The sequence below is a fragment of the Isoptericola sp. NPDC056578 genome, from assembly GCF_042793275.1.
Lineage (GTDB): Bacteria > Actinomycetota > Actinomycetes > Actinomycetales > Cellulomonadaceae > Isoptericola.
The window spans coordinates 1-19,785 of sequence record NZ_JBHTVC010000040.1 but is presented as its reverse complement, the minus strand read 5'-3'; the positions used below and the strand labels follow the sequence as shown (position 1 = coordinate 19,785).

Below are 19,785 nucleotides of genomic sequence, written 5' to 3'. Positions count from 1 at the left end.
CGCCCGTGCCGAACCCCGCCGCCGCCCTGCCCCCGCTCACGCTGTACGGCAGCCTGCGGTGGGACGTCGTGGAACCGCTGCTGCCGGGCGCCGCCGGCCGCGTGCTCGAGGTGGGCTGCGGCCAGGGCGCCGTCGGCGTCCGGCTCGCCGCCCGCGCCGCGGCGTACACGGGCGTCGAGCTCGACGCGGACAGCGCGCGCACCGCCGAGCAGCGCCTCGTCGAGGCGGGCGTGCCCGGGACGGTCGTGCAGGGCCCGCTCGACTCCCTGCCCGCCGCCGAGCGCTTCGACCTCGTGTGCGCGTTCGAGGTGATCGAGCACATCGAGGACGACGCCGCGGCGCTCCGCGAGTGGGCCGCGCGGCTGCGGCCCGGTGGCACGCTGCTGCTGTCCACACCGGCCTGGCAGCGCCGGTACGGACCTATGGACGAGGCCGTCGGGCACTACCGCCGCTACGACCCGGCCGCCCTCGTGGCCCTGCTGCGTGACGCCGGCCTGGCCGACGTCGGCCTGCGCCTGTACGGCGTGCCCCTCGGGTACGCGCTGGAGGCGGCGCGCAACCAGCTCGCGCGACGTCGCCCCGGCCTGCGCGAGGAGGGCAGCACCGCCGACCGCACCGCCCGCAGCGGGCGCCTGTTCCAGCCGTCGACGGCGGCGCAGGGCTCGCTCGTGGCCGCCGCGACCTGGCCGTTCCGGGTCGCGCAGCGCGCCTTCCCGCGCACGGGCACGGGGCTCGTCGCCTGGGGCCGCGCCGCCTCCTGACGCAGGAGGAGACGGGCGCTCACCCGAGCACCGTGACCGTCAGGCCGTGATGCGCTCGCTCTCGCGCAGGCGGTCGAGGCGGGCGGGGTCGGCGGCGAGCCCGGCCGCGGTGGCGGCGGACGCGAGCACGACGGAGCCGCCGGCGGCCCAGACGGCGAGCAGCTCGCGCAGCAGGGCGCCGAGCGGGCGGGCTCCGTCGACGAGCACGCGGGCTCCCGGCGTGCCGTCGGCGGGCACCAGGTCCGCGAAGGCGACCGGGCCGGTGCCCGTGCCGTCGTCGAGCGCCACGGCGGTCGGGTCGGTCTCGGGGGCCCACCCGATGACGTCGCCGTACGTCATCACCGCGCCCGCGGCGTCGACGGCACCGGGGGGCAGGTCGCCGTCGAACGACCGAGCGAGGGCGGGCAGCGCGACCGCCACGAGGTCGGCGGCACCCGGTCCGGACAGCACCTCGGCCCAGGCGGCGGGCCGGGAGGTGACGACGACGTCGCCGCCCGCGGCGGGGGAGTCGCCCACGAGCTCCACCGTGGCGCCGCAGCGCCACGCGGCCAGCGCCCAGAGGACGCCGCGCCAGTGCGCCGGCAGGTCGAGCGTCACGACCGTGCCGGGCGCGGCGTCGAACTCCTCCACGAGCAGGTTCACGGTCTTGCTCACCCAGTTCTGCAGGACGGCGCCGGACAGCTCGACACGTTCGCCCTCGTCGCCGTACCAGGTGAGGCGGGGACGCCCCGGGTCGGACAGGACGAGATCCATCACCTGAGAGATCGTCGTGGGGGTGCGACCGGCGGCGGGGAGCGGATTCACGCAGGTCAGCCTACGAGTGCCCGGGCTAGCACAGGACGCCAGGCTTGTGAATGGGCAGTGGAGATCGCAATCACTAGCACATTTCGACTTGACGCCTCCGAAGGACACGCGTGTAATTCCAGGTATGCAGTTTCCCTAGAGAACGGCATGGAGGGGCACGCCATGTGGAACTTGCTCGATGGGGACCGGGGGGTCTTCCCGTCAGACGTCGGCCGAGAGCCCGAGCGCGTCGCGCCGGTGCTTCCGCTGTTCGGCGACGCTACGACCGACGACGAGACGCTCCTGGGATGGCAGGAACGGGCGCTGTGCGCCCAGACCGACCCGGAGGCCTTCTTTCCGGAGAAGGGCGGGTCCACGCGTGAGGCCAAGAAGGTCTGCACGTCCTGCGAGGTCCGGGCCGAGTGCCTGGACTACGCGCTCGCGAACGACGAGCGGTTCGGCATCTGGGGCGGGCTCTCCGAGCGGGAGCGCCGCAAGCTGAAGCGCCGCGCCGTCTGACCCGACGCTCGACGGGATGTCCGGCCCGACACGCTCGGGACGGATATCCCACGACCGGATCGGGGCCCGTCGCATCATGGCGGGCAGGATGACTGCTGCGCACCCGATCCCAGCCCGCCCCGGCGGGGAGGTCGCCCCCACGGGCGCGACCGTCGCCGTCGCGCCCGACCGCACGCTCGACGGCACCGGCGCCGTCCCGCTGGTCGTCACGGTGACGGCCGTGGTCGTGACCCGTGGCCGCACCCGCTTCCTCGACGCCACCCTCGACGCGCTCGCGCGGCAGGAGCGCGGCGCGGACGAGGTCGTCGTGGTCGACGTGGGCGCGTCGGAGTCCACCGCGCACCCGGACCTGCGCCTCGGCGGCGCCCGCTTCGTCACGGCGTCGGGGGTCCGCAGCCTCGGGGAGGCGGTGGACCGCGCCCAGGAGGTCGTCGGCGTCCCGGAGGCCGGCTGGCTGTGGATCCTGCACGACGACTCCGCCCCCGAGCCCGACGCCCTGTCGCGCCTGCTGCGCGCCGTCGAGCACTCGAGCGCCGTGGCCGTCGCGGGCTGCAAGCAGCGCCGCTGGCCGGTCGCCGCCGACGGCACGCCCGCCCCCGACGCGAGCATGCTGATCGAGGTGGGCAGCACCGTGTCGCCGCTCGGCCGCCGCATGACCGGCATCGACGACACCGAGATCGACCAGGGGCAGCACGACGCCCGCGAGGACGTCCTCGCCGTCGGGCTGGCGGGCGCCCTGGTGCGGGCCCACGTGTGGGCCGAGCTGGGCGGCACCGACCCGGAGCTCGGCCCGTTCGGCGACGGCCTCGACCTGTGCCGGCGGGCCCGGCTCGCCGGCCACCGCGTGGTCGTGGTGCCCGACGCCGTCGTGAAGCACGCGCAGGCCTCGCTGCTCGGCCTGCGCGGGCGCGAGGCCACGACGCCCGACCTCGAGGCGTCCCGCTACGCCCGCCGCCGCAGCCAGCTCTACCTGCGGCTCGTCGAGACCCCGCTGCCCCTGCTGCCGTTCGTCTGGCTCGCCACCCTCCTGTGGGCGCCGTTCGCGGCCATGTACCGGCTGGCGCTCAAGCGGCCCGCGCACGCCCGCGACGAGCTCGTGGCGGCCGTGGTCACGACGCTGCGCCTGGTGCCGCTCTACCGCGCCCGACGGCGCGCGGCCCGCACCCGGCGCCTCCCGCGGCGGGTGCTGACGCCGCTGCTCGGCACATGGCGGCAGGTGGCCGGCGAACGCCGGGACGCGCGTCTGGCCCGAGCCGAGGCGCAGCGCGCCAGATGGGCGCCGAGCGAGCTGGAGCGCGCCGACCTGCGTCGGCTCGGGCGCACGCGCCGCACGGTGCTGGCGGTCGTGGTGGTCGCCGTGGTGGCGCTCGACGTCGCCCTCTTCGGCCCGTGGCAGGGCGTGCTGGCCGACGGCGGCCGGGTCGTGGGCGGCGGGCTGCTGCCGGCCCCCGGCACCGTGGGGGACGTGTGGGAGGCCGCGACGTCGGGCTGGGTGCGCGACGGCCTCGGGGTCCGCGCGCCGGCCGACCCGCTGCTGCTGCCGCTCACGGCGTTCGCCGTGCTGGCCGGCGGTGGGCTGCAGACGGCGGTGAACGCGCTGGTCCTCGTCGCGCTGCCCCTGGCGGCCCTCGGCGGCTGGTTCGCGGCCGGCGCCCTGACGCGGTCGGTCGTGGTGCGGGCGGTGGCCGCGCTCGCCTGGGCCGCGGCGCCCGGCTTCCTCGCGTCGCTCGGTTCGGGTCGGCTGGGGGCGGTCGTCGTGCACCTCACGCTGCCGTGGCTGCTCGTGGCCGTGCTCCGCACCGTGGGGGTGCACGCGCGGGACGTCGCGCTCGCGCCCGGGCGGCGGCGCGGCTCCCTGGGCGCGGCCGGCGCCGCCGGTCTGCTGCTGGCCGTCGCCGTCTGCGCGGCCCCGGTGCTGCTGCCCGTGGCCGCGGTGCTGATCGGGGTCGGCGCGCTGCTGGTGCGCCGCGCGTGGCGCGCCCTGCTGCTGGTGCTGCTGCCGGCCGTGGTGGTGCCGCTGCCGTTCTGGGGCGAGGTGCTCGGCACGTGGTCGGACGGCGGCTGGCGGCTGCTCGTGGCCGAGCCCGGGGCCCCGCTGGTCGCGTCCGGCACGCCCACGGCCGTGGAGCTGCTGCTCGGCCTGCCCGGGGACACCGCGTGGTTCGAGACCTGGCTCGGGACCGACGGCGCGCTCGGCCGCGCGGCCGTGGTGGGCCCGGCCCTGCTGGGCGGCGCCGTCCTGGCGCTGGCGGCCGTCGCGCTGGTCCGGCCCCGGGCGGTGCGCGGGGTACGCCTGGCGTGGCTCGCCGGGGCCGCGGGGCTGACGACGGCGGTGCTCGCCGTCGCGACGGCGGTGGCGAGCGGGTCGGCGGCCGACGGCACGGCCGCGAGCGTGACCGGCTGGCCCGGCGTCGGGCTGTCGGTGCTGCTGCTCGGGCTGGGCGCCGCCGCGATCTGCGCGCTGCCGTCGGCCGGGCGGGTGCCGACGGCGGAGCCGGTCGCCCGGGAGACGCGCGGGGCAGGGCGGGCCGCGACCGCGGGCGTCGTCGTCGTCGCCGTCGTGGCCCTCGCGCTGCCGGTGGCTCAGCTCGCCTCGTGGGCGCTCGGCTCCTCCGGCGGCCGGGTGGGCGACCTGCGCGCGGCCGAGACCGCCGTGGTGCCCGCCGTCGGCACCCAGATGCAGGCGCCGCCGCGGTCCGCCCGGGTGCTGCAGGTCGACCGGGTGCAGCCGGGCGGCGAGGCCGACGCGTCGGGCACGGCGGTGGTCGACTACGCGCTGCTGCACGCGGACGGCACCCGGCTCGAGGACTCCTCCACCGTGGTGCGTGCCCGGGCCGCCGGCCTGGTGGGCGGTGCCGAGCGCACCGACACCACGCTGCTGGACCAGGTCGTGGCGGAGGTCGCGACCGGGCGCTCGACCGACGTCGTCGACCGGCTCGCGGCGCTCGGCATCGGTGCCGTGCAGGTCCCCGCCGGCGGCGACACGGAGCTCGCCACCACGCTCGACCTCGTGCCGGGCCTCGCGCGGGTGACCGAGGAGGGCACGCTCGTCTGGCGCGTCACGACCGACGGGCCCGCGCCGGGCTGGGCGACCGTGCTGAAGGACGACGGCACCGGCGACGCTGCGCAGCACGGCGCGCCCACCCCGTTCTTCGCGCCGAAGGACGCGGTGCGGACGGTCCCGTCCGACGGGACGAGCGCCGGCGGCCGGCTCGCCGAGGGCGGCGAGGACCGCACGCTGCGGATCGCGGAGACGGCGGACGCCGGCTGGCACGCGACGCTCGACGGGCGGCGGCTCCCGGCCGTGGACGCCGGGGGGACGCAGGCGTTCGCGGCCGGCCCCGAGGCGGGCCACGTGCGGGTGTGGTTCGAGGCGCCGCACCGCACGGCCTGGCTGGCCGCGGCCGGCCTGGTGCTCCTGGTGCACGCGCTGCTGGCGCTGCCGGTCGGACGGCGGCGGGGACGATGACGGCGCCCCGGAAGCGCGCCGGGAAGGCGGACGAGGACGTGCGGACCACCCGGGTGCGGCGCGGCGTGCGCGCGACGGCGGCGGCGGTCACCGGGGTGGCGGCCGTCGGGGCGCTGGCGGCCGTGGCCGTGCTGGGCGACCAGTGGGCGCAGTCGTGGACGGGTGCGGAGCAGCAGGCCGTGGCCGCGGGGACGCGCACCGTCGGGGTGCAGCCGGCGGACGCCACGCTCGTCTGCCCGACGCCGGTCGCGCTGCCGGACGGTGCCGACGTCGGCGACCAGCAGTTCGACGCCACGCCCGTGCCGACGACCAGCGGCCTGGGCGCGCTCGTCCTGGGCGACGCGGAGGACGGCGCGCGCACCACCGCCCTCGGCGGCAAGGACCCGGAGGCGCTCACCACGGGCGAGGCCGCGGCCGCCTGGCAGGGTGGCGTGGACGCCACCCGCGTGCTGCGGGCGACCCCGGTGGCCGACGAGCCGTTCCGCGCGGCCGGGACGCTGGGGTCGGTGACGACGCAGGGCGACCTGCGCGGGCTCGGGGCGGGCGTCTGCACCGCCCCGTCGACGTCGCAGTGGCTGGTGGGCGGCAGCACGGAGGTGGGGTCGACCGCCACGCTCACGGTGCAGAACCCGTCGGAGCAGCCGGCCACGGTGGCACTCGACGTGTACGGGCCGGGCGGCCCCGTGGCCCTCGGCGGTCAGGGGACGTTCACCGTCGCGCCGCACGAGCAGGTCACGACCCGGCTGGAGTCGGTGGCGCCGGAGCAGGACCGGCTCGCGGTCAACGTGCGCGCGGCCGGGGCCCGGGTCAACGCGAGCCTGCAGACCCAGGCCATCGACGGCCTGCTCCCGGCCGGGGTGGACCTGCTGACGGCCGGCGCGTCGCCGCGGGAGTCGCTCGCGGTCGGGGCGGTGCAGAGCCGGGGCGAGGCGGTGGACGACCCGCACGCCCCGCGGCTGCGGCTCCTGGCGCCCGGCGAGCAGGGCGGGACGGCGCGGGTCACCGTGTACGGGCCGTCGGGGCCGGTCGTGCTGCGCGGCGCCGACGAGGTGGAGCTGGAGCCCGGCGTGGTGACGGACGTGCCCCTCGGCGGTCTTCCCGAGGGCTGGTACACGATGGTCGTGGACGCGGACGTGCCGGTCGTGGGAGCCGCACGGACGGACCAGCCGGGACGGCAGCCGGACGACGCCGTGGTGGACGGCACCCCGTACGACGTGGCGTGGTCGGCGGCCCAGCAGGTCCGCCGCTCGGACGGCGCCGGGCCCGCGGGCCAGCTGGCGGTGCCGGGGGGCGTGCGGGCCGGCCTCACGCTCGCCGCCGCGCCGGACGACCGCGGCCCCGACGTGGACCCCGAGGGCACGGCGGGCGTCACGGTGAAGGTCTACGACGCGTCGGGGGACGAGATCGGCAGCGAGGACGTCGAGCTCACCGCAGGGGTGACGACGCCCGTCGCGCTCGAGGACGTGGCGGCGGAGGGCACGGTGCCCGCCGGGGTGAGCGTCGACCGCGCCGACGGGGGCAGCGGCGACCTGGCCGTCACGTGGGCCGCGGTGCTCCGCGCCGACGACGGCACCGACGACTCCGGGACCCTGCTGGCCGCCGTCGCGCCGACCGCGGCCGTCACCACCCCGGGCGCCGTCGAGGTGCGCACCGTCGACGCCGGCTGACGACCCGGCCCGACGGACCCCGCGCGGTCAGGAGTCGTAGCCGGGGTCGATCTCCTCGGGCGTGCGTGCCAGCAGGTGCGCCACCTGCTCGACGACGACGTCGCGCACGAGGTCGGCGCGGTCGGTGTCGTCGGCGGCGCGGAAGTCCACCGGGCGGCGGTACACCACGACGCGCGCCGGCCGGCCGGACTCGGCCGGGAAGCAGCGGCCCAGCGGGACGCCGTCGGACTCCCACGGCGCGGGCTCGGACGGCGGCACGTCCTCGACGGCGAACTCCGTGCCCGCGAGCTGCGGGCCCCAGCGGCGCTGCAGCAGCTCGACGACGTCGAGCACCAGGTCGTCGAACTGCTCCGCGCGGGTGCGGTACGCCGGCATCCCGGGCGGCAGGAGAGGCCCGCGCACCCCGCGCCCGCGGCGGTCGCGGCGACGTGTCGGCGGCACGAGGGGAGCGGGTCCCGGCTCCGGACGGGGCTCGGGGCGGTCGTCGGGGCGGGAGGCGTGGTGCACGCGTCGAGCCTATGCCGGTGCCGATCCCGGTGCCGATCCCGGTGCCGATCCCGGTGCCGATCCCGGTGCCGATGCCGGTCCCGATGCCCGGGTCACGGTGCGGTCACGACCCGCACCGACCGGCGAGCCCCGCGCACGCGCCCCCGACCGCGGCGTATTCTCCCCGCGTGAGATCGGTGAGGCAGTGCTCGCGCACGGCATGCACGCATGCCGCGGTCGCGACGCTCACGTACGTGTACGCGGACTCCACGGCCGTGCTGGGTCCGCTCGCGCAGCACGCCGAGCCGCACAGCTACGACCTGTGCGCCCAGCACGCCGAAGGGTTGACCGCGCCCCGAGGGTGGGAGGTCGTGCGCCTCACCCCTGCGTTCGAGGAACCGGCGCCGTCCCCCGACGACCTGTCCGCGCTGGCGGAGGCCGTCCGCGAGGCGGGGCGGGTGCGCCAGGAGCCGGCGGGCGAGCCGTCGTCCGTCACCGAGACCGCCCGTCGTGGCCACCTGCGCGTGCTGCGCGAGGCCGACTGACGCGTCCCGGTCGTCCGCACGGTCCCGTCAGGGGACCCACGCGCACACCGCGTGCCCGGAGCCGGACAGCCGCAGCTCCCCGGCGTCGTGCGGCACGAACACGGAGCCGCCGCGGTGCAGCGTCGCGGGGGCGGGGCAGGCCTCGGCGGTGAGCTTGAGGTCGCCGGAGAGGCACAGCACGATGCGGGGCCCCTCGGCGGGCAGGTCGACGTCCTCGGCGGGGTCGACGTCGGCGACGGTGAGCGCGAACTCCCGCACCGGGGCGCGGTAGGTGGTCACCTGGCCCCGCCCGCCGGCGGGTCGCGTGCGGGGCGGCTGCGGCGGTCGCGGCACGAACGACGCGCACTCGACGAGCGCGACCTCGTCGACCAGCTTGGTGGTGAGGCCGGCCCGCAGCACGTTGTCGGACGACGCCATGATCTCGACGCCGAGGCCGGACAGGTACGCGTGCACCTCGCCGGCCGGGAGGAAGAGGCCCTGGCCGGGGTCGAGCGTGACCCGGTTCAGCAGCAGCGACGCGAGCGCGGCCGGGTCTCCCGGGTGCTGCTCGGCGAGCTGCAGCACGGTCGCGTCGGCGCGCGACGACGGCGAGCCCCCGGCGAGGCGCGCGGAGACGGACGCGACCGTCGTCGAGACGTCGGCCGGCGCGCCCGGGTCGCGGCGCGCGGCGACGAGGCGGGAGAACGCGGCCTTCACGCCGCCGGGGGAGCGGTCGGCCCGCAGGACGGCGCGAACGGCGTCCACGAGGTCGCCGTCGAGCCCGTCGAGCAGGTCGAGCACGGCGCGCGGCGCCCGGAAGCCGGCCAGCCCGTCGAACTCGGTCAGCGCGACGACCATCTCGGGCTTGTGCTGGTCGTCGTGGAACGAGCGCCCCGGGTCGCCCGGGGGCAGCCCCCGCCGGTTCTCCCGGTTGAACCCCGCGCGTGCCGCGTGCGGCTTCGGGTGCACCTGGAGCGACAGCGCCCGCTCGGCCGCGAGGACCTTGAGCAGGTAGGGCAGCCGCGGCCCGTACTCGTCGGCGACCCGTCGGCCCAGCATCGCGTCCGGGGCCGAGCGCACGAGCTCCAGGAGGGAGCCGTCGCCGTTCACCCGGGACGGTGCGCTGGGATGGGCGCCCAGCCAGAGCTCGGCGGCCGGCGTGCCGTCGGGCTCGGTGCCCAACAGCTCCTGGATCCGCGTGCGCGACCCCCAGTCGGCGTGCTGGACGGTGTTCTCCAGCGGGTAGAGCTCGGGCACGGGACCACCCTTCCACACGCGCGCCCCCGCGGCGCCGCGCGGGCCGGAACTCCGCCCGCGAAACCACCCGCCCCGCGGAGCGGCAGGCACGTACGCTGTGGGTCGTGACGATCGACCTGGCCCGAATCATCAAGGCGTACGACGTGCGCGGCACCGTGCCCGACCAGCTCTCGCCGGACGTGGCCCGCGCGATCGGCGCCGCCTTCGCCCGTGTGGTGGCGGCGCCGGAGGGCGCGACCCGGGTCGTCGTCGGGCACGACATGCGCGAGTCCGGGCCGGAGCTGGTCGACGCGTTCACCGCGGGCGTCACCGCGGCCGGCGTCGACGTCGTGCGGATCGGCCTGTGCTCCACGGACGGGCTCTACCACGCGTCGGGCGCGCTGGACGCCCCGGGCGCGATGTTCACGGCGTCGCACAACCCCGCCGTCTACAACGGCATCAAGCTGTGCCGCGCCGGCGCCCGGCCGGTCGGGCAGGACACCGGCCTGGCCGACGTCCGCGAGCTCGCGCAGCGCCTCCTCGACGACCCGCCGGCCCCCGCCTCCGACGACGACGCGACGGCGACGCCGGGGTCGGTCGGCGACGTCGACACCCTCGCCGACTACGCGGCGTTCCTGCGCGGCCTCGTGGACGTGTCCGGGATCCGGCCGCTCAAGGTCGTCGTGGACGCGGGCAACGGCATGGCCGGGTACACCGTGCCGGCGGTGCTGGGCACGGCCGCGGGCCTGCCGGCGCTGCCCCTCGACGTCGTGCCCCTGTACTTCGAGCTGGACGGCAGCTTCCCGAACCACGAGGCCAACCCGCTGGACCCGAAGAACCTCGAAGACCTGCGGGCCGCCGTCGTCGAGCACGACGCCGACCTGGGACTCGCGTTCGACGGCGACGCCGACCGCTGCTTCGTCGTCGACGAGCACGGCGACCCGGTCTCGCCGTCCGCGGTCACGGCGCTCGTGGGGCTGCGCGAGGTGGCCAAGGAGCTCGAGGCGGGCCGCACGCCCACGGTGATCCACAACCTCATCACCTCCCGCGCCGTGCCCGACCTGCTGCAGGCCGCGGGCGCGACGACGGTGCGCACCCGCGTGGGCCACTCGTTCATCAAGGCGCAGATGGCGCAGCACGACGCCGTGTTCGGCGGCGAGCACAGCGCGCACTACTACTTCCGCGACTTCTTCTTCGCGGACACGGGCATGCTCGCCGCCCTGCACGTGCTGGCGGCGCTCGGCGGCCAGCCACACCCGCTGTCCGTGCTCGCGGAGATGTACTCGCCGTACGTGGCGTCCGGCGAGATCAACTCGACGGTGGCGGACGCCGCCGCGGCGACGGCGCGGGTGCGCGAGGCGTACGCCACGGCCTACCCGCAGGCGGACGTGGACGAGCTCGACGGCCTCACCGTGGCGCACTGGGACGGCCACCCGCAGTGGTGGTTCAACCTGCGCGCGTCGAACACGGAGCCGCTGCTGCGGCTCAACGTCGAGGCCGCCGACGACGACATCATGGTGAAGGTGCGCGACGACGTCCTGTCGCTCGTGCGGACGGAGGACGCATGACCATCTCCATCGACCCCTGGGTGCGGAGCATCCTGCGCTGCCCGGTGACGGGCGCCGAGCTGGTCGACGCCGTCGGCCCGGACGGCGAGCCCGAGCTGCGCTCGACCGACCCGGACCGGCCCCTGGCGTACCCGGTGCGCGACGGCGTCCCCGTGCTGCTGGAGAGCGACGCCCGCCCCCTGTGACGAGGCCGTTCGCTAGGACACCGCGGTGATCTTCGTGATCCACGCGGCGGGCATCGAGCCCGCCGTGGTGCGCTTGCCCACCGTCGACCGGATCGTGTCGGCCTTACCGGTCACCTTCGCCGTCTTCCCGGTCGACGACGTCGCCGTGAGCGTGCGCGCCTGACCGCTGGACCACTTCGCGGTGACCTTGATCGACTGCACGTTCGACAGCCCGAACAGCGCGCGGGCCTGCGCCTGCGTCAGCTTGCGGGTCCACGACGCGTACGAGTTGCCCGGCGCCGCCTTCGAGTACGGGTCGGACACCGACCGCTCGTAGGCGATCTTCGACGACCACACGTCCTCCGAGTTCGCCGTCCGCCCGCCGCTGGAGGAGAAGTAGTGCGCGGCGACGGCCTTGCCGCCGTAGGTCAGCACCCGGGCCCGGGTGCGGCTCGAGGTGGTGGCGTCGACGCCCTTCTTCCAGACCTTGCCGTACCGGGCGTCCGTCCCCTCGCTCTCCTTCTTCCAGCCGGAGTAGTACTGGTCGCGCACGTCGTCGACGACGTTGCACCGGCACGCGGCGAGGAGCGGCTTGGTCATGACGTACGAGCGGGCGGTGATCGCCTGCGCCGCCAGGGCGGACAGGCCGCCGTTGAGCCCCCACGACGACGGCATCTCCGCGATCCCGTAGAGGTACTCGGTGTTGAGCAGCACGTCGTTGGTGATGTTGGGGACGCCGCCGTGGGCCGTCGTCGTGAGGCGGCCGTGCTTGTACGAGCCGTGCGCCCCGGACACCGTCGCGACCGCCGTCTTCCCCGTGGGCTTGTAGTACCGGGTGCCCGACCAGGTGATGCGCAGCAGCTGGTCGTAGTACTTGTCGCCGTTCACCGTGATCCGGGACCGGCCGCCGGCCGTGACCGTGACCGCGAAGGTCTCCGTGCCGGAGCCGGAGGCCAGCGTCTTGCCGTCCTCGTCCGCGAGGCGCCAGTCACCGCCGCGCACCGTGACCGTGGTCGTCGTCTTCGTGTCGCCGTACCCGGACCGCCCGAGCGGGTCCTTGCCGTAGACCTGGACCAGGATGTTGTTGCCGGTCGTGTCCTTCCAGGCGACCTTCCCGCCGGCGTAGTAGTGCTGGAGGACGTCCCAGCTGGGCGCCCCCCGTCGCGCCATCTCGTAGGCGCCGTACTGCGACATCCCCACGCCGTGGCCGAAACCCGAGCCCGTCAGCGTGAAGGACGACGGCACCGCGGCCTCCGCGGACGTCGCCGCCACGACGGTGCCGCTCACCGCCAGGACACCGGCGACGACCGCGGCGAGAGCGGTCCGCGCCCGGCGCGGTCGGCGGGTCGCGGCCCGCCCGGTCGAGAATTCTTGCGTCATGGTCATGCACCCCCTCAAGCACTGTGCACCAGGGGCCGCGCGCCAGCATCCGGAGGCGCGGAGCAACCCGAGCTCCCGGGTTCGAGGTGCTGACAGGCCGATCCGTCCCTATCGTCGTGCGGGTCAGGTGCCCGGCGCGACGATGCGCCACGCGGGTCGACCGAGGCCCGTCGGTCCGGTCAGACCGATCGGCGATCGACCAGAGCTGGACGAGCGGAGACGAGCATGACGACGACACCCAGGGCTCGACGGGCGGCACGGACCGCCGTCACGACGTCGACCGTCGTGGCGCTGGCCCTCGCGGGGGTCGTGCTTCCCACGGTCTCCCTCCCGGTCCCGAAGGCGCACGCCGTCGCCCCGGACGTGGAGGACGTCCTGGTGCGGGGCATCGACCCCGACGCCCGGCAGGAGAAGGGCGCGCTCGACGACGCCGTCGGGCACGAGCACGACGCCGCGGCCGAGACCGCCGGGGACACCGCCGCGGTGGAGGGGGCGGAGACGCTCAGCGACGTCCCCGCGCCCGAGCCGGACGAGGGGGCGCTCGCGGCGCTGAGCGAACGCACCACCACGCAGGACTTCATGGTGGCCGGGGTGACGTGGGACGAGGCGTCGACCGCGACGGTGACCGAGGTGGCGGTGCGGGTGCGTGAGTCCGGGACGTGGAGCGAGTGGCAGTCGCTCGGGATCGACGACACCGACGTGGCCGGAGGGCGCGCGGGGACCGAGCCGCTCGTGACGGCGGGGGCCGACGGCGTCCAGGCCCGGGTGCGCACCGACAGCGGGGTGCCGCCCACCGGCCTGAAGGTGGACGTCGTGGACCCGGGGACCTCGCGGGCCGACGCGTCCGTGGGCCAGGAGTCGGCCCCCGCGGCGTCCGCCGACGCCGGCACCGGGACCGAGATCCGTCCGAAGATCGTCAGCCGCTCCGGGTGGGGGGCGGACGAGTCCCTGTCCGGCCGGTGGCCGGAGCTCTCGGGCAAGCTCAAGGCCATCTACATCCACCACACGGCAGGCACCAACAGCTACAAGGAGAGCCAGTCCGCGGCGCTGGTGCGCGGCGTCTACGCGTACCACACGAAGTCCCGGGGCTGGCCGGACATCGGCTACCAGTTCCTCGTGGACAAATTCGGCAACATCTTCGAGGGACGCAAGAAGTCGCGGTGGGACAACCCGGTCGGCGCACAAGCAGGCGGCTACAACACCGGCACCATCGGGATCTCGGCGATGGGGAGCTTCGACACGGCGCAACCGTCGAGCGCCCTCGTCACCGCGCTCGCCCGGGTCGTCGCCTGGAAGAGCTACACGTACGGGATCAACCCGCGCGGGACCGTGGTGCTCCCGACCGGCGGGAGCACGGGCTCGGGGACGCGCGCCAAGCCCGGCACCGACGTCCGGGTGCCGACGGTGCTCATGCACCGCACCACCAACCTGACGGCCTGTCCGGGGCAGTACCTGGCGGCCAAGATGGGCACGATCCGCGCGGGCGCCGACTCGCGGCGTGACGCCGCGATCAAGAAATACGGCTCGATCGTCCCGAAGGTCAAGGCGCCCACGCGCGTCGATCCGACGTCGAACCAGGTCCCGGTGCAGTGGAACGGCAGGTCGACCTACCGGTGGAAGCCCGTCTCGGGCGCGGTGAGCTACCAGGTGCTGCAGCGCTACGCGAAGTGGAACGAGGGCATGCCGTACACGTACTACTGGCGGGAGGTGAAGCTGACGTCCGCGACCTCGATCACGCTCAGCCAGAGCACCGGTCAGTCCCGCGAGCTCGCCGTGCGCGCCGTCGACTCGGACCATCGCCGTGGACCGCTCACCAGCCTGGCGCGGACCAACAGGGCGGTCAGCCCCTCCAGCTGGAAGCGGTCGTCCGGGTGGAAGAAGGTCACCAGCTCGTCCTACTTCGGCGACTACGCGTACCGCACCACGACGAAGGGCGCCTACGTCCAGCTCCCGGGCGCCAAGCAGGTGCGTCGCGTCGTGATCCGCGGGGCGACCAGCCCTTCGGACGGACGCCTGCAGGTGCGCGTCGGCGGGAAGGCGATCGAGACGCTGGACTTCGGCAGGGCGTCCGACGGGGACCGGATCTTCACGGTGTGGGTACCGAGGACGAGCGGCACGGTCACGCTCAAGACGCTGGACTCCGGCAAGCCGGTGCGGATCAGCAAGATCGCCGTGGCGAGGTGGTAGCGGGCGGGGCATGAGGGGCCGGGAGGCCGGCCCGGCCGGCGGCGGACGCTAGGGTCGGGCGCGTGCACCTGGCGCAACAGCTGATCCTGACGCTCCCACCCGACCGCCGAGCCCTGACCGTGGAGGAGGGGCCCGCCGTCGTCGACGACGGCGCGGTCCGTGTCCCGGCGGGCGCGAGCCAGGGGTTCGCCACGTACTTCTCCGCGTTCCCCGCCTCGTACTGGGTGCGCTGGACCGGCGTGGGCACCGTGCGGCTGGAGGCCGCGGCCGCCGGCGCCGGCACGCTGCGTCTCGTCCGCTCGGACGCACGGGGCGTGGCGTCCGTCGTGGCGTCCTCGCCGGTCGACGGCGGCACGGTGGTGCTCGACGCCGACGTCTCGGGCATGGCCGACGGCGGCTGGCTCTGGTTCGAGGTGGACGCGGGCGACGCCGACGTCGTCGTCACCGGCGCGCGCTGGCTGGTGGACGTCGCGCCGCGGCGGACGGGCGACGTGTGCCTGTCGATCACCACCTTGGACAAGCCGGAGTACTGCGTCGCGACGCTGCGCCGGATCGCGTCGTCGCAGGTGCTCCGTGACGCGGTCGGGACGGTGTTCGTGGTCGACCAGGGCACGCGACGCCTGGTCGACCACCCCGACTACCCGGAGGTCGCCGCGGCCCTCGGCGACCAGCTCACGGTCGTCGAGCAGCCCAACCTCGGCGGCTCCGGCGGGTTCTCTCGCGGCATGCTCGAGACGCTGGACCGCGACGGCGCGGACGCCGTCCTCATCCTCGACGACGACGTCGAGGTGGAGCCCGAGGCGCTCCTCCGCGCGATCCGGTTCCACCGCGCCGCGCGCGAGCCCGTCGTCGTGGGTGGGCACATGCTCGACCTGAACCGCCCCACGGTGCTCAACTCGTTCAGCGAGGTGGTGCACGAGCGGAGCTTCAACTGGGGCCCGCCCGAGGCCGACCAGCAGTGGCACGACCTCGCCGCCGCGCCGCTGCGCGACACCCCCTGGCTGCACGCGCGTGGCGAGAGCGACTTCAACGGCTGGTGGATGTGCCTCATCCCCACCGCGGTCCTGCGCGACGTCGGTCTGTCGCTGCCGCTGTTCCTCAAGTGGGACGACGCCGAGTTCGGCCTGCGCGCGCGCGACGCCGGCCACGCCACCGTGTCCCTCCCGGGCGCGGCGCTGTGGCACGTGGCGTGGACGGAGAAGGACGACACCGTCGAGTGGCAGGCGTACGTCCACGTGCGCAACCGCATCGCGGCCGCGCTGCTGCACGCCCGGCGCCCCCGCGGCGGCCTCCTCCTGGCGACGCTGCTCGCCACCGACCTCAAGCTGCTGCTGGGGATGCGGTACTACCCGGTGGACCTGCACGTCCGGGCGCTGCGCGACCTGCTCACCGGCCCTGGCGACCTGCACGCGGGGCTCGGCGACGTCGTCCCCGCCTCGCGCGCGGTGGGCGCGGCCTACCCCGAGACGATCACCTACCGGCCGGGGGAGGCGGTGTTCGACGCCGCGGCCGCACGGCGCTGGACGGCGCCGGCCCGACCGAAGCCCACCTCGGCGGGGGCGCTCGTGCGGCTCACGCTGCGCGGCCTGGCGCGCAACCTCCGCCCCGCACCCCGGGGGATGCCGCGGGGTGCGCTGAGCCGCGACCAGGCCACCTGGTGGGAGGTGCCCGAGCACGACTCCGTGCTGGTGCTGGCGGGCGACGGCGCCTCCGGGACCTGGCTGCGCCACGACCGGCGCCGCGCGTGGCGCCTCGCGGGCGCGACGGCGGTGGCCCACGTGCGTCTCGCGGCGCGGTGGGGCACGGTGTCCCGGCGCTGGCGCGCCGCGGCCCCGGCACTGGCGGCACCGGCGACGTGGCGCGAGACCTTCGCGCGTTCCGCGGACGCCGCGCACGACGGACCGGGCGGGGACCACCGCCCCTCCGAGCACCACTAGGATGTGCGGGATGTCCACTCCCACCGTCGTCGCGGTCGTCGTGTCGTACAACAGGGCCGCGCTGCTCGTCGCGGCCCTCGACGCGCTGGCCGCCCAGAGCCGGCCCGTCGACCGCGTGGTCGTGGTCGACAACGCGTCGACCGACGACGCCCTCGAGGTCGCCCGCACCCATCCCAGCGCCCCCGACGTCGTGGCGCTCCAGCGCAACACCGGCGGCGCGGGCGGGTTCGCCGTCGGGCTCGCGACCGCCGTCGCCGACCTCGACGCCGACCTCGTGTGGCTCATGGACGACGACACCGTCCCCACCGAGACGGCGCTCGAGGCCCTGCTCGGCGCGCGCGAGGCCTACGCCGGCGACGTCACCGCGATGGCCAGCCGCGTCGTGTGGACCGACGGCAGCGACCACCCGATGAACACGCCGCGCAGCCGGCCGGGCGCGTCGCCGGCCGAGCTGGCGCGGGCGCGCGCCGCCGGCGCGATGCCGGTGCGGTCCATGTCGTTCGTGTCGATGCTGGTCGACGCGCACGCGGTGCGCGAGCACGGCCTGCCCGTCAGCGACTTCTTCATCTGGAACGACGACTTCGAGTACTCGACCCGCCTGCTGCGCCGCGGCACCGGTCTGTACGTCCCGGGCAGCGTCGTCGAGCACCGCACCGCCCGGCTGGTCGGCACCGACCACGACCCCGGCCCGCGCTTCTACTTCGAGGTGCGCAACAAGGTGTGGACGTTCACGCGCTCCTCGGCGCTCGCGCCCTCCGAGCGGCTGCTCTACGGCGGCTCCACGCTGCGGCGCTGGGCCCGCACCGTCGTGCGCTCCTCCGCCCGCGGCACCCTCCTCAAGGCCGGCGGCCGGGGGCTGTGGCACGGGATCGTGCGCCGGCCGCGCGCCGACACCGAGGTGCTCGCCGGGGTGGGGCCCGCCGCCCTCAGCGTGGCGCGGCTGGAGCTCGGGCAGGACGACGCCGCCGGGCGACCGGCCACCCGCAAGGCCGCGGCGACCACCGTGCCCGCCGTCGTCCGCGGGGCCCTCGACGACCACCGGTTCTCCGTGCTGCTGCCCGTGTACGCGGGCGACGACGCCGCGCACCTGGAACGCGGCTTCCTGTCCGTCACGCGGGACCAGACGCTGCGCCCGGACGAGGTCGTGGTCGTCCGCGACGGGCCCGTCGGCGACGACGTCGCCGCCGTGCTCGGCCGCCTGCACGAGCTCACCGACGTCCCCGTGACCCTGGTGCCCCTGGAGAAGAACGTCGGCCTCGCCCGCGCGCTGGAGGCCGGGCTCGAGGCGTGCAAGCACGAGATCGTGGCGCGCGCCGACGCGGACGACATCTCCCGGCCCGAGCGGTTCGCCGTGCAGGTGCCGCTCGTGGCCGCCGGGTGCGACATCGTCGGCTCCGCGATCCAGGAGTTCGACGACGACGAGCACGCGCCCGGCATGGTGCGCGTGCCGCCGACGGGCGCGGACATCGCGACCACGGCCCGGTTCCGCGACCCCTTCAACCACCCGTCGGTCGTGTACCGGCGCTCCGCCGTCGCCGCCGCGGGCGGGTACGAGCACCTGGACCTCATGGAGGACTACCTGCTCTTCGCCCGCATGATCGCGGGCGGCGCGGACGCGGAGAACGTCACCCGGCCGCTGGTCCTGTACCGCGTCGGCGCCGGGGCGTACGCGCGCCGCGGTGGCCGCCGTCTGCTGGCGTCCGAGCTCGCGCTCCAGCGCACGCTGCACGCCGAGGGCTTCCTCACCGGGCCGCAGATGGTGCGCAACGTCGTGGTGCGCGCCGGCTACCGCCTGGTGCCGGAGTCGGTGCGCAAGGCCGGGTACCGCGCGTACACCCGCCTGCGCGGCGGCTACGAGCCCGACCGACCGACCCCCTGACCAGGAGGACAGCATGACCGACCTCGTCGTCGTCGGTACCGGGCTCTTCGGCCTGACCGTCGCCGAGCGGATGGCCGAGCAGGGGCGCAAGGTGCTCATGATCGACCGTCGTGACCACCTGGGCGGCAACGCGTACAGCGAGACCGACCCGGACACGGGGATCGAGGTGCACCGGTACGGCGCGCACCTGTTCCACACGTCGAACGAGCGGGTGTGGGAGTACGTCAACCGGTTCACGTCGTTCACGTCGTACGTGCACCGCGTGTACACGACGCATCGGGGCGAGGTGTTCCCGATGCCGATCAACCTGGGCACGATCAACCAGTTCTTCCGGTCGGCGCACGGGCCGGACGCGGCGCGGGCGCTGGTGCGCGAGCAGGCGGCGGAGCTCGAGGGCCGACGCCCGACGAACCTGGACGAGCAGGGCGTGTCGCTGATCGGTCGGCCCCTGTACGAGGCGTTCATCCAGGGTTACACGGCCAAGCAGTGGCAGACGGACCCGCGCGAGCTGCCGGCGTCGATCATCTCGCGCCTGCCGGTGCGGTACACGTACGACAACCGGTACTTCAACGACACGTACGAGGGCCTGCCGACGGGTGGGTACACGGCGTGGTTGGAGCGGATGGCGGACCACCCGAACATCGAGGTGCGGCTGTCCACCGACTTCTTCGACGACGCGCAGCCGGTGAGCAAGCAGGCCGTGGTGGGTCAGGTGCCGGTGGTGTACACGGGGCCGGTGGACCGCTACTTCGACGACGCCGAGGGGTCGTTGTCGTGGCGGACGCTGGACTTCGAGCGCGAGGTGCTGCCGGTGGGGGACTTCCAGGGCACGCCGGTGATGAACTACGCGGACACGGAGGTGCCGTACACGCGCATCCTGGAGTTCCGCCACTTCCACCCGGAGCGGGAGTACGCGGGCGACAAGACCGTCATCGTGCGGGAGTACTCGCGCTTCGCCGAGCGGGGTGACGAGCCGTACTACCCGGTGAACACGCCCGCCGACCGGGACCGGCTCAAGCGGTACCGCGAGCTCATGGCCGACGAGCCGGACGTGCACTTCGGCGGCCGGCTGGGCACGTACCAGTACCTCGACATGCACATGGCCATCGGCTCCGCCCTGTCCATGGTGGACAACAAGCTCACCGCCTGACACCGAACGAACCCTCCTGCTGCCGAACAGGCGGTTGACACCGTTATGGGCGCCACTCGACACCCATAACGGTGT

Annotated in this window: 15 protein-coding genes; 11 read left to right on the top strand and 4 right to left on the bottom strand. The window is 75.5% G+C overall.

Going from position 1 to position 19,785, the window contains the following annotated elements:
* Positions 1 to 5: 5 nt before the first annotated feature.
* Positions 6 to 761 carry a class I SAM-dependent methyltransferase gene (locus ACFQ80_RS15385; protein ID WP_430564268.1) on the top strand — a complete coding sequence of 252 codons (756 nt, stop codon included), beginning with the start codon at positions 6 to 8 and terminating at the stop codon, positions 759 to 761.
* 39 nt (positions 762 to 800) lie between these two features.
* On the opposite strand, the gene ACFQ80_RS15380 is transcribed toward ACFQ80_RS15385, so the two are convergent.
* Positions 801 to 1,565, bottom strand: a complete 765-nt coding sequence (locus ACFQ80_RS15380) for a TIGR03089 family protein (protein ID WP_430564267.1) — start codon at positions 1,563 to 1,565, stop codon at positions 801 to 803.
* A gap of 162 nt (positions 1,566 to 1,727) precedes the next feature.
* On the opposite strand from ACFQ80_RS15380, the gene ACFQ80_RS15375 reads away from it, so the two are divergent.
* From ACFQ80_RS15375 to ACFQ80_RS15365, 3 genes are all read left to right on the top strand, one after another.
* On the top strand, positions 1,728 to 2,063 hold the full coding sequence (locus tag ACFQ80_RS15375; protein ID WP_429733639.1) for a WhiB family transcriptional regulator: 336 nt from the start codon (positions 1,728 to 1,730) through the stop codon (positions 2,061 to 2,063).
* Positions 2,064 to 2,151: 88 nt separating this feature from the next.
* Entirely contained in the window at positions 2,152 to 5,532 is a 3,381-nt protein-coding gene (locus ACFQ80_RS15370) for a glycosyltransferase (protein WP_430564266.1), read from the top strand.
* On the top strand, positions 5,529 to 7,199 hold the full coding sequence (locus tag ACFQ80_RS15365; RefSeq protein WP_430564265.1) for a DUF5719 family protein: 1,671 nt from the start codon (positions 5,529 to 5,531) through the stop codon (positions 7,197 to 7,199). The genes ACFQ80_RS15370 and ACFQ80_RS15365 overlap by 4 nt, the downstream gene beginning before the upstream one ends.
* A 27-nt stretch (positions 7,200 to 7,226) precedes the next feature.
* Here the strand turns inward: ACFQ80_RS15365 and ACFQ80_RS15360 are convergent, their stop codons facing one another.
* Positions 7,227 to 7,706 (bottom strand): metallopeptidase family protein, encoded by a 480-nt coding sequence (locus ACFQ80_RS15360; protein WP_430564264.1) that lies wholly within the window; start codon positions 7,704 to 7,706, stop codon positions 7,227 to 7,229.
* A gap of 167 nt (positions 7,707 to 7,873) precedes the next feature.
* Between ACFQ80_RS15360 and ACFQ80_RS15355 the strand changes: the two genes are divergently transcribed.
* On the top strand, positions 7,874 to 8,230 hold the full coding sequence (locus ACFQ80_RS15355; protein WP_429764601.1) for a DUF3499 domain-containing protein: 357 nt from the start codon (positions 7,874 to 7,876) through the stop codon (positions 8,228 to 8,230).
* Between the two features lie 27 nt (positions 8,231 to 8,257).
* Here the strand turns inward: ACFQ80_RS15355 and manA are convergent, their stop codons facing one another.
* Positions 8,258 to 9,466, bottom strand: a complete 1,209-nt coding sequence (gene manA, locus ACFQ80_RS15350; RefSeq protein WP_430548930.1) for a mannose-6-phosphate isomerase, class I — start codon at positions 9,464 to 9,466, stop codon at positions 8,258 to 8,260.
* A gap of 104 nt (positions 9,467 to 9,570) precedes the next feature.
* Between manA and ACFQ80_RS15345 the strand changes: the two genes are divergently transcribed.
* Both ACFQ80_RS15345 and ACFQ80_RS15340 read left to right on the top strand, forming a co-directional pair.
* A complete protein-coding gene (locus ACFQ80_RS15345; protein WP_430548931.1) occupies positions 9,571 to 11,013 on the top strand; it encodes a phosphomannomutase/phosphoglucomutase in 1,443 nt (480 codons plus the stop codon).
* The gene (locus ACFQ80_RS15340; protein ID WP_430548932.1) at positions 11,010 to 11,198 is read left to right on the top strand and encodes a Trm112 family protein; all 189 of its coding nucleotides are present in this window, start codon (positions 11,010 to 11,012) and stop codon (positions 11,196 to 11,198) included. Before ACFQ80_RS15345 ends, ACFQ80_RS15340 begins: the two co-directional genes overlap by 4 nt.
* 12 nt (positions 11,199 to 11,210) lie before the next feature.
* Here the strand turns inward: ACFQ80_RS15340 and ACFQ80_RS15335 are convergent, their stop codons facing one another.
* Positions 11,211 to 12,557 carry a SpoIID/LytB domain-containing protein gene (locus ACFQ80_RS15335; RefSeq protein WP_430564263.1) on the bottom strand — a complete coding sequence of 449 codons (1,347 nt, stop codon included), beginning with the start codon at positions 12,555 to 12,557 and terminating at the stop codon, positions 11,211 to 11,213.
* Between the two features lie 225 nt (positions 12,558 to 12,782).
* Here ACFQ80_RS15335 and ACFQ80_RS15330 point away from each other — a divergent pair, with 225 nt between their 5' ends.
* The 4 genes from ACFQ80_RS15330 (at position 12,783) to glf (ending at position 19,710) form a co-directional block, all read left to right on the top strand.
* Positions 12,783 to 14,744 (top strand): peptidoglycan recognition protein, encoded by a 1,962-nt coding sequence (locus ACFQ80_RS15330; protein ID WP_430564262.1) that lies wholly within the window; start codon positions 12,783 to 12,785, stop codon positions 14,742 to 14,744.
* 62 nt (positions 14,745 to 14,806) lie between these two features.
* Positions 14,807 to 16,681, top strand: a complete 1,875-nt coding sequence (locus ACFQ80_RS15325; protein WP_430564261.1) for a glycosyltransferase — start codon at positions 14,807 to 14,809, stop codon at positions 16,679 to 16,681.
* A gap of 10 nt (positions 16,682 to 16,691) precedes the next feature.
* The gene (locus ACFQ80_RS15320; protein ID WP_430564260.1) at positions 16,692 to 18,560 is read left to right on the top strand and encodes a glycosyltransferase; all 1,869 of its coding nucleotides are present in this window, start codon (positions 16,692 to 16,694) and stop codon (positions 18,558 to 18,560) included.
* 13 nt (positions 18,561 to 18,573) lie between these two features.
* Positions 18,574 to 19,710 carry a UDP-galactopyranose mutase gene (glf, locus tag ACFQ80_RS15315; protein ID WP_430564259.1) on the top strand — a complete coding sequence of 379 codons (1,137 nt, stop codon included), beginning with the start codon at positions 18,574 to 18,576 and terminating at the stop codon, positions 19,708 to 19,710.
* Positions 19,711 to 19,785: the final 75 nt, after the last annotated feature.